Here is an 8,656-nt window from a genome sequence, read left to right as displayed (position 1 = left end):
GCGAGCCGCCTATTATGCCGGACTTTTTCAGTCCGTCAACACCTTCGTTCGATTGAATCGTTCGGCGGTGGTGGCGTTCCCTTTGTCGCTGAAGTCCCTTGGCGGCGACCCCTGCGACGGGGGAGGTGAAGTATGTGCTTTTCCCTACCCTTTGGGAAGGGGGTGTGAGCATTTATTTCACGCCGCCATGCATTTGTTCATGCATGGCGGCGATCAGGCAACCACTGCGGCCTCAGCCAGCCAGCAGGCGGACGCGGGCGAAGGTGCGCTTGCCCACCTGCAACAGACCTTCAAACCCCGGCTGCAACTGCTGCTGGCCGTCTTCCACGACCTCCCCGTCCACCTTCACCGCACGCTCCTTGAGCTTGCGATTGGCTTCGGAATTGCTCGGGGTCAGGCCCGCTGCGGTCAGCAGCGCGGCGATCCGCAGGCCTTCGGCCGGCACCACCACGTCCTGCAACGGCAGCTGGGTGATGTCGCCCTGCCCGGTCACCGCGGCATTCCAACCGGCCACGGCCTGTTCGGCAGCGGCGGCATCATGGAAGCGGGTGGCCAGTTCGCGGGCCAGCCGCAGCTTCACTTCACGCGGGTTGAGTCCGCCAGCCGCCACCTGGTCACGCAGGGCCAGCGCTTCGGCCTGGCTGATGTCGAAGGACAGTAGCTCGATCCAGCGCCACATCAGGGTGTCATCCACCTTCATGGTCTTGGTGACGATGTCGATGGCCGGTTCGCTCACACCTATATAGTTGTGCAGCGACTTGGACATCTTGTTGACCCCGTCCAGGCCCTCCAGCAGCGGCATGGTCAGCACCACCTGCGGCTTCTGCCCGTGGTGTTCCTGCAGGCCCCGGCCCATCAGCAGGTTGAACTTCTGGTCGGTGCCGCCCAGTTCCACGTCCGCTTCCAGGGCGACCGAGTCATAGCCCTGCACCAGCGGGTACAGGAACTCATGGATGGCGATGGACTGCTGGGCGGCATAGCGCTTGGCGAAGTCATCGCGCTCGAGCATCCGTGCCACGGTGTGCTGGCCCGCCAGGCGGATCATGTCCGCCGCACCCATCTTGCCGAACCACTCCGAATTGAAGCGCACTTCGGTCTTTTCCCGATCCAGCACCTTGAACACCTGCTCTTCATAGGTGCGTGCGTTGGCCAGCACGTCGTCGCGGCTGAGCGGCTTGCGGGTGAGGCTCTTGCCGGACGGGTCACCGATCATCCCGGTGAAGTCACCGATCAGGAAGATCACCTGGTGGCCGAGGTCCTGGAACTGGCGCAGCTTGTTCAGCAGCACCGTGTGGCCCAGGTGCAGGTCCGGCGCGGTGGGGTCGAAGCCGGCCTTGATCCGCAGGGGCTTTCCGCTTTCCAGGCGGGCGCGCAGGTCGTCGACCTTGAGGATCTCGTCGGCACCGCGGCTGATCAGGGCAAGGGCTTCATCGATGGAGGACACGTTCACTACTCCCGGCAACGCCGTTTCTTCTTGTGGGGTGTTAAGAGCAAGTTAACCGCATCGGCTTCACAAAAGCCAATAGGCACAAGGGTTTGACGCGGTTTTCATAGGTGTCTATGGTAACCGGCGATCCAGCCCGTGCTCCCGGGCCAGCCAGGAAAACACCTCTGATGCTCAATTCCGATCACGGCCGCGCGCGCAAACAGCGCTTCAAGGAACGGCTCCACGTCCTGCACGACAACGCCCTGCACCGGAAGCTCAGGCAACACCTCCCCGCTGCCTTCAATGAACGCTGGACCCGTCGCCACTGGGTGCACGCCAGTCTGTTCGCGACCATCGGCATGCTGGTGGCGACCATCGTGCCGGGGTTCTCCAGCACCATCGAAACCCCCTACCCCAATGCCCACACCAGCCTGGCGCTGCCATTGCCGCCGCTGGCGCATGGTCGCCAGCAGGCCACGCCGGGCGACAGCTGGCAGGTGCTGCGCGTACAGCGCGGCCAGACCTTGAGCGACCTGTTCGACGAAGCCGGGATCCCGGCGACCACCCTGCACCGCGTGCTGGACCATCCGGGCACCCGCGAGGCGCTGGTGAAGCTGCGCCCGGGCACCGAGATCGCCTTCGACATGCCGCTGTCCGGTGAGCTGCGCAGCATCCGCTTCAACCGCGACGATGCGAACCGCGTGGAACTGACGCTGGCCGGCGAGAGCATCAAGGAAACGGTCACCAAGCGCGAGACCAGCACCCGCACCGTGGTGACCAGCGGGGAGATCACCAGTTCGCTGTATGCCGCCGCGCGCAAGGCCGGGCTGTCGCCTTCGGCAATCGCCACGATGACCGACGATATCTTCAAGTACGACATCGACTTCTCCAAGGACCTGCAGCCGGGCGACCGCTTCAGCGTGGTGATGGACGAAACCTGGCGCGAGGGCGAGCGGGTCGACACCAGCAAGATCCTCGCGGCGACCTTCACCAGCGGCGGCAAGACCTATTCCGGTTTCCGCTTCGACCGCAACGGCAAGGCCGAGTACTTCGACCTGGATGGCCGCCCGCTGAAGAAAAGCTTCATCCGCATGCCGATCCAGTTCGCGCGGCTGAGCTCGACCTTCGGGGCGCGCCGCCACCCTGTGCTGGGCAAGATGCGCATGCACAAGGGCGTGGACTATGCCGCGCGCACCGGCACTCCGATCATGGCCGCCGGTGATGCGCGCGTGCAGTTCGCCGGCACCCAGCGTGGCTACGGCAACGTGGTGATCCTGGACCATGGGCGCGGCCACACCACGCTGTACGGACACATGTCGCGCTTCGGCAAGATCCGGACTGGCCAGCGCGTGGCGCAGGGCACGGTGATCGGCTACGTCGGCTCCACCGGCCTGGCCACCGGCCCGCACCTGCATTACGAATTCCGCGTCAACGGTGAGCATCGCAATCCCCTCAGCGTGACCATGCCGCCGCCGGAACCGCTGCGTGGCGCTGAACTGGTGGCCTTCCGCGCACAGACCTCGCCGGCGATGGCGCGCATCCAGGGCATGGAGAAGATGATCTATGCCGACGCCAGCCCGGCGCCGAAGCCGGCTGATGCCCCCACCGAGGTCGCCAGCACCGCGCGCGGCAGCACCGGCAGCAAGCGCGGCTGAGCGCGGTTGCATCGCATTGACGAGCATCGACAGGGCGCCCAAGCTGGCGCCCTTGTTGTTTGCGGAGGTCCCATGGCTGCTTCGTTCGACCCTGCCCTGCCGCTGTACCTGGGGCTGATGTCCGGCACCAGCGCCGATGGCATCGATGCGGCACTGGCGCAGTTTCCCGCCGAAGGCGGCTGTCGCTTCGTCCAGGGCCTGACCCTGCCGTGGGATCCGCTGCTGCGCGAGCGGTTGGTGGCGCTGGGCCAGGGCGGTGAGCTGGCGTCGCTGGATGAGCTGGGCGATGTCGATGCGCGCATCGGCCTAGCCTTTGCGGCCGCAGCGATCGCGCTGCTGCAGCACAGTGGCGTGGAGGCGGCGCAGGTCAGGGCGATCGGTTCGCACGGACAGACCGTCCGCCATCGTCCGTCGGCGTCGCCGGCCTTCACCCTGCAATTAGGCGATGCCAACCGTATCGCCGAGCGCACCGGGATCACCACCGTGGCTGATTTCCGCCGCCGCGACGTTGCCGCCGGCGGACAGGGCGCGCCGCTGATGCCGGCCTTCCACCTGGCGATGCTCGGCACCGCCGACGAAGACCGCGCGGTGCTCAATCTCGGCGGCATCGCCAACCTGACCCTGATCCCCCGCGAGGGGACGCTGCTGGGTTTCGACACCGGCCCGGCCAATGCTTTGCTCGATGCCTGGTGCGAGCGCCATACCGGCCATGCGTACGATGCCGACGGCGCGTTCGCCGCCAGCGGAGTGGTCGACGCGGCCCTGCTGGCGCGCTGGCGCGAGGACCCGTGGTTTGCCCTGCCGCCACCGAAGAGCACCGGGCGCGAGCAGTTCCACCTGGCCTGGGTGCAGCAACAGATCGGCGACGGCCAGCACGTGGCAGCCGATGTGCAGGCCACCCTGCTGGAATTGACCGTAGCGACCGTGGCCGACGCACTGCGACACACCCTGCCCGACGCCAGCCGGGTGCTGGTGTGCGGCGGCGGCGTGCGCAATGGTCATCTGATGCAGCGACTGGCGGCGCGCCTGCCCGGCGTGGTGGTGGAATCCAGCGCGCGGCATGGGCTGGATCCGGATTACCTGGAAGCGCTTGGCTTTGCCTGGCTGGCCCAGCGCACGCTCGATGGCCTGGCCGGCAACCTGCCCAGCGTCACCGGCGCGGCAGGGCCGCGGGTGCTTGGGGCGATCCACCCGGGCTGAGCGGCGCCAGCGAACGGCGGGACCCCTAGTAGTGGTCGCGAGAAGCGGTTTCCTGGAACTGGGCCGGACGGGAGGGGTTCGCGGGGGACGGCGAAAGCCGCTCCTGCGGGCCTCGTTTCGCGCCACCCATGGCGCTCAACGCCCCCACGAACCCCTCCCGCCCGGCCCTGACAGTCCGCGGGCGCCCGCCACGTATGAAATGAAAGAAGAGCGGTAGTGCCGAGCCCCGCACTGTGTCGGGTGGGGGGAGCCCCTGAGTCAGGGGCGGCCGCGAAGCGGCGGGGTGTGGGTGATGGTGGGACGGCGCCCGCGGTTTGCGTAGCAAAGCGTGGGAGCGACAGCGCGAATGCGATGGCGTGGACCCACCCACCACGAGGGGCTCCGCCGTTCGACGTGGACCTGCGGCTAGAAGCCGTGGCCGGCGGGCAGCGCCTGCAGCGCCGCAATGGCGTCGGCCAGCGCATCCACTTCGGGATCAGCGAAGCCGCTGCGCACTTCCAGTTCGGTGGAAAACAACCCCTGTTCCAACACCGCCACGCAGGTCTGGGCCTGCGTCCAGCCGCGCGCGACCGCCAGCCGGGCTATCCGGTCCAGGATCATCGGGTCTACTTCCTGCAGCAGCAGGTCCGCCATGCTTGTTTCCCCATTCCAGGGCACCGCCCCCACGGTGCCGACAGGCGATCATCCCGCACCGCGCCCGCGCAGGCAATCAATCAGCAGCGGGGGCGCTGCGGTCGGAGAGGCGCGGCCACAGCCAGGCCAGCAGCAGCAGGGTCGGCACCACGGTGACTGCGCTGAGCAGGAAGAACGTGCTGTAGGACGTGGCTTCGACGATGTAGCCGGACACTCCACCGACAAACTTGCCCGGCAGGTTGGCCAGCGATACCAGCAGGGCGTACTGGGTGGCGGTGAAGTTGCGGTCGGTCAGCGAGGACATGAAGGCCACCAGCACGGTGCCGGCAAAGCCCTGGAACAGGTTGTCGGCGCTGAGCGCAGCGTAGAACGCCCACAGTTGGCCGGGATTGTGTGCCATCAGCAGGAATGCCATGTTGGACAGCGCCACGCCCAGCGCTGCGACCAGCAGCATGCGGCGGAAACCGAACGCAGCCACCGCGATGCCGCCGAGGAAGGCGCCGCCGATGCCCATCCAGACCCCGAACAACTTGGAGACGGTGGCGATGTCGGCCTTGTCGAAGCCCGAATCGAGATAGAACGGACCGGCCATCACCCCGATCACTTGGTCCGGAAACTTGAACAGGCCGACGAAGGCCAGCAGGCCGATGGCCAGTGCCACGCCGTTGCGGGTGAAGAAACTGGCGATCGGCTGGACGAACGCTTCGGTGACGTCGATGCGGCGCTGCACGGCGGCCTCCGGGCGCGCCGGTTCCCGGCAGAACAGGGTGGTGAGGATCGGCAGCAGCATCAACGAGGCCATCGCCAGGTAGGCGACGATCCAGCCTTCGAACTGCGCCAGGTACAGGGCACCGGCGCCGGCCAGGATCAGGCCGATGCGGTAGCCCAGCGTGTAGGTGGCGGCCAGCGCGGCCTGCGAGGCATCCGGGGCGATTTCGATGCGGTAGGCATCGACCACCGAGTCCTGGGTGGCACCGGCGAAGGAAGCAACCAGCACCCAGAAGACCAGCGGCCCGACGCCTTGTTCCGGCCGCACGAAGGCCAGCGCGACCAGCCCGCCCAGCACCAGCACCTGCGAGGCCAGCAGCCACGATCGGCGCCGGCCCATGAAGGCCAGCAGCGGCAGCGCATAGCGGTCCAGCACCGGCGCCCAGAGGAACTTCAGCAGATAGAAAAAGCTGGCCAGGCTGATCAGGCCGATGCTGCTCAGGTCCAGGCCGACATCGCGCAGGCGCGTGGACAGGGTCTGCGAGGCGATCAGCAGGAACGGCAGGCCACTGCCGAACCCGAGCAGGGCCATGGTCAGCGCCGACGGCGTGCCGAAGGCCCGCTTGATGCCGGCCCAGCCCTTGTAGGACACCGGCGCGGCGGTGCCGGTCACGGCGCGTAATCCACGCAGAACGGGGCGTGGTCGGAGAAGCGCTCGTCGCGGTAGATCGAGCAGCCGCGCAGGCGATCACGCAGGCCCGGACTGACGAACTGGTAGTCGATGCGCCAACCGACGTTGTTGGCGCGCGCCGCGCCGCGGTTGCTCCACCATGTGTAGTCCTCGCCGGTGGGATGCAGCAGGCGGTAGGCATCGGCCCAGCCGCGGCCGGCGGCCAGGTCGGTCGCTTGGCCATGGTCGGCGCACAGGGCGTTCAACCAGTCGCGCTCTTCCGGCAGGCAGCCGGAGTTTTTCTGGTTGGACTTCCAGTTGCGGATGTCCAGCGCGGAGCGGACGATGTTCCAGTCACCGCACAGCACGTAGTCGCGCCCGCTGTGCAGCCACTGGTCGAGGATCGGCCGCAGCCATTCCATCACCTCGAACTTGAAGCCCTGGCGCAGGTCGCCGGAACTGCCCGAGGGTATATAGAAGGAGACCACGCTGAGGTTGCCGAAGCGCGCTTCGATATAGCGACCTTCTTCATCGAACGGCGCCCAGCCCAGCGAGGTGATGACCTGGTCCGGCTCACGCTTGCTGTATATCGCAACCCCGCTGTAGCCCTTCTTGGTGCTGGCATCGCGGTAGAAGCAGTGGTGGCCGTCGGGGCGGAACATCGGATCGGACAGCTGGGCCTCCTGCGCCTTGGTTTCCTGCAGGCACAGGACGTCGGCGTCCTGGGCGCGGAACCATTCCAGGAAGCCCTTGCTGGCAGCCGAGCGGATGCCGTTGGCGTTGAAGCTGATGATGCGCATGCGGTCGATTCAGGGTGTCGGCGGAAACCGGCCCAGCATACCGGTTCAGCGCCGGTGCGCCGACCGTGGAAGGACGCCGGGCCCGCCTTCTAGTAGGCTTAACATTCCAAGATGAAGATAGATTGAGTCAGATGAGCGACCATCGTCACCGTTTCCTGCAGTTGGCCCTGAGCGCCGACGCCCTGCGTTTTGGCCAGTTCACGCTGAAGTCCGGCCGGCTGAGCCCCTATTTCTTCAATGCAGGCCGCTTCGACTCCGGGTCGAAGATGGCCCAGCTGGCCCTGTGCTACGCCGATGCCATCGACGATGCCGGCCTCAAGTACGACGTGGTGTTCGGCCCGGCCTACAAGGGCATCCCGCTGGCCACCGCGATGGCCTGCGAACTGGCCCAGCGCGGCCGCGACCTGCCGCTGTCGTTCAACCGCAAGGAAGTGAAGGACCACGGCGAAGGCGGCCAGCTGATCGGCGCGGACATGACCGGAAAGCGCGTGCTGATTGTCGATGACGTCATCACCGCCGGCACCGCGATCCGTGAGGCGATGGCCATCATCCGTGCCGCCGGCGGCATTCCGGCCGGCATCGTGGTGGCCCTGGACCGCCAGGAGATCGCTTCGGAAACCGATCCGCGCTCGGCCGCGCAGGCCGTGGCCGAGGAAGCCGGCATCCCGGTGATTGCCGTGGCGACGATGGCCGACCTGCTTGATTTCGCGTCTGGAAACCCGGAACTTGTCGGCTACCGGCAGCCGCTGGCGGACTACCGGTCCCGATATGGCAGCCGTCCGACGCACTGAACGACCCAAGGGGGTGGTCGCCATGTTGAGGAATCTGTCCATCATTGCCGCCCTGCTGCTGGCCGCGCCGTGCGTGGCCGGCGCGCAGCAGTCCAGGCGTCCGGCCGGAAGTGCCGAGGCGCAGGCGAAGAAACTGTATTGCTGGAACGAGGGCAGCGAGCGCATCTGCAGCGATGCCTTGCCTGCGGACGCGGTCAACAATGCGCGGGAGGAATTCAGCGCACGCAGCGGGCTGCGCAGCGGCCAGGTACAGCGCGCGCTCAACGAAGACGAGCGCGCCGATGCGGCCGCGGCCGAGGCGCAGGCGCGGCTGGATGAAATGGCCCTGCAGACCCGCCAGCGGACCGAACAGGCGATGCTGTCCACCTACAGCAGCGAAGCCGACCTGCGGCGGGTGTTTTCCGAGCGCGTCGGCATCCTCGACAACAACATCAACACCGCGCGCTACAACGTGGCCAGCCTGCGCGATGCGCTGTTCACCGCCTTGGCCGGTGCTGGTGACAACGAACTGGCCGGGCGTCCGGTGGGCGAGAAGCCGGCAGCCACCATCCGCAAGCGCCACGGCGAACTGCTGGCGCAGCAGCGCATGCAGGCCACGTTCGAGCGCCAGCGCGTCGAACTGGACGCGGAGATCGAAGAAACCGTGCAGCGTTTCCGCCTGCTCAAAGGTGCTACGCCAGAGGCGTGAGGGGGGAGCGTGGCGCGCCATCGCGCACGAGCCACTGGTTCTTGGGTTCAGGCCGGGGGGGGGGGGGGGGGGTGGGGGGGGGGGC

At 67.2% G+C, this 8,656-nt stretch carries 8 protein-coding genes; 4 read left to right on the top strand and 4 right to left on the bottom strand.

The features are described from left to right. Positions 1 to 232: 232 nt before the first annotated feature. Positions 233 to 1,444 (bottom strand): tyrosine--tRNA ligase, encoded by a 1,212-nt coding sequence (gene tyrS, locus H9654_RS09195; protein WP_191770583.1) that lies wholly within the window; start codon positions 1,442 to 1,444, stop codon positions 233 to 235. 170 nt (positions 1,445 to 1,614) lie between these two features. On the opposite strand from tyrS, the gene H9654_RS09190 reads away from it, so the two are divergent. Both H9654_RS09190 and H9654_RS09185 read left to right on the top strand, forming a co-directional pair. After that, positions 1,615 to 3,081 carry a M23 family metallopeptidase gene (locus H9654_RS09190; RefSeq protein WP_191770582.1) on the top strand — a complete coding sequence of 489 codons (1,467 nt, stop codon included), beginning with the start codon at positions 1,615 to 1,617 and terminating at the stop codon, positions 3,079 to 3,081. Between the two features lie 72 nt (positions 3,082 to 3,153). Further along, positions 3,154 to 4,281: an anhydro-N-acetylmuramic acid kinase gene (locus H9654_RS09185; protein ID WP_191770581.1), complete on the top strand. Its 1,128-nt coding sequence runs from the start codon at positions 3,154 to 3,156 to the stop codon at positions 4,279 to 4,281. 405 nt (positions 4,282 to 4,686) lie between these two features. Here the strand turns inward: H9654_RS09185 and H9654_RS09180 are convergent, their stop codons facing one another. The 3 genes from H9654_RS09180 to H9654_RS09170 all read right to left on the bottom strand — a co-directional run bounded on the left by H9654_RS09180 (position 4,687) and on the right by H9654_RS09170 (position 7,092). Beyond that, a complete protein-coding gene (locus tag H9654_RS09180) occupies positions 4,687 to 4,914 on the bottom strand; it encodes a hypothetical protein (protein WP_101098213.1) in 228 nt (75 codons plus the stop codon). Positions 4,915 to 4,990: 76 nt separating this feature from the next. Further along, on the bottom strand, positions 4,991 to 6,295 hold the full coding sequence (locus H9654_RS09175; RefSeq protein WP_191770580.1) for an AmpG family muropeptide MFS transporter: 1,305 nt from the start codon (positions 6,293 to 6,295) through the stop codon (positions 4,991 to 4,993). After that, positions 6,292 to 7,092 (bottom strand): exodeoxyribonuclease III, encoded by an 801-nt coding sequence (locus H9654_RS09170; RefSeq protein WP_042615475.1) that lies wholly within the window; start codon positions 7,090 to 7,092, stop codon positions 6,292 to 6,294. The genes H9654_RS09175 and H9654_RS09170 overlap by 4 nt, the downstream gene beginning before the upstream one ends. 131 nt (positions 7,093 to 7,223) lie before the next feature. Between H9654_RS09170 and pyrE the strand changes: the two genes are divergently transcribed. After that, positions 7,224 to 7,883 (top strand): orotate phosphoribosyltransferase, encoded by a 660-nt coding sequence (pyrE, locus tag H9654_RS09165; RefSeq protein ID WP_042615474.1) that lies wholly within the window; start codon positions 7,224 to 7,226, stop codon positions 7,881 to 7,883. A gap of 22 nt (positions 7,884 to 7,905) precedes the next feature. After that, positions 7,906 to 8,571, top strand: coding sequence for a hypothetical protein (locus tag H9654_RS09160; RefSeq protein ID WP_191770579.1), 666 nt, complete (start codon positions 7,906 to 7,908; stop codon positions 8,569 to 8,571). Positions 8,572 to 8,656 lie beyond the last annotated feature (85 nt).

Source organism: Stenotrophomonas lacuserhaii (assembly GCF_014836545.1).
In the GTDB taxonomy this organism is placed as follows: domain Bacteria; phylum Pseudomonadota; class Gammaproteobacteria; order Xanthomonadales; family Xanthomonadaceae; genus Stenotrophomonas; species Stenotrophomonas lacuserhaii.
This window is presented reverse-complemented; position numbering and strand designations above follow the sequence as displayed.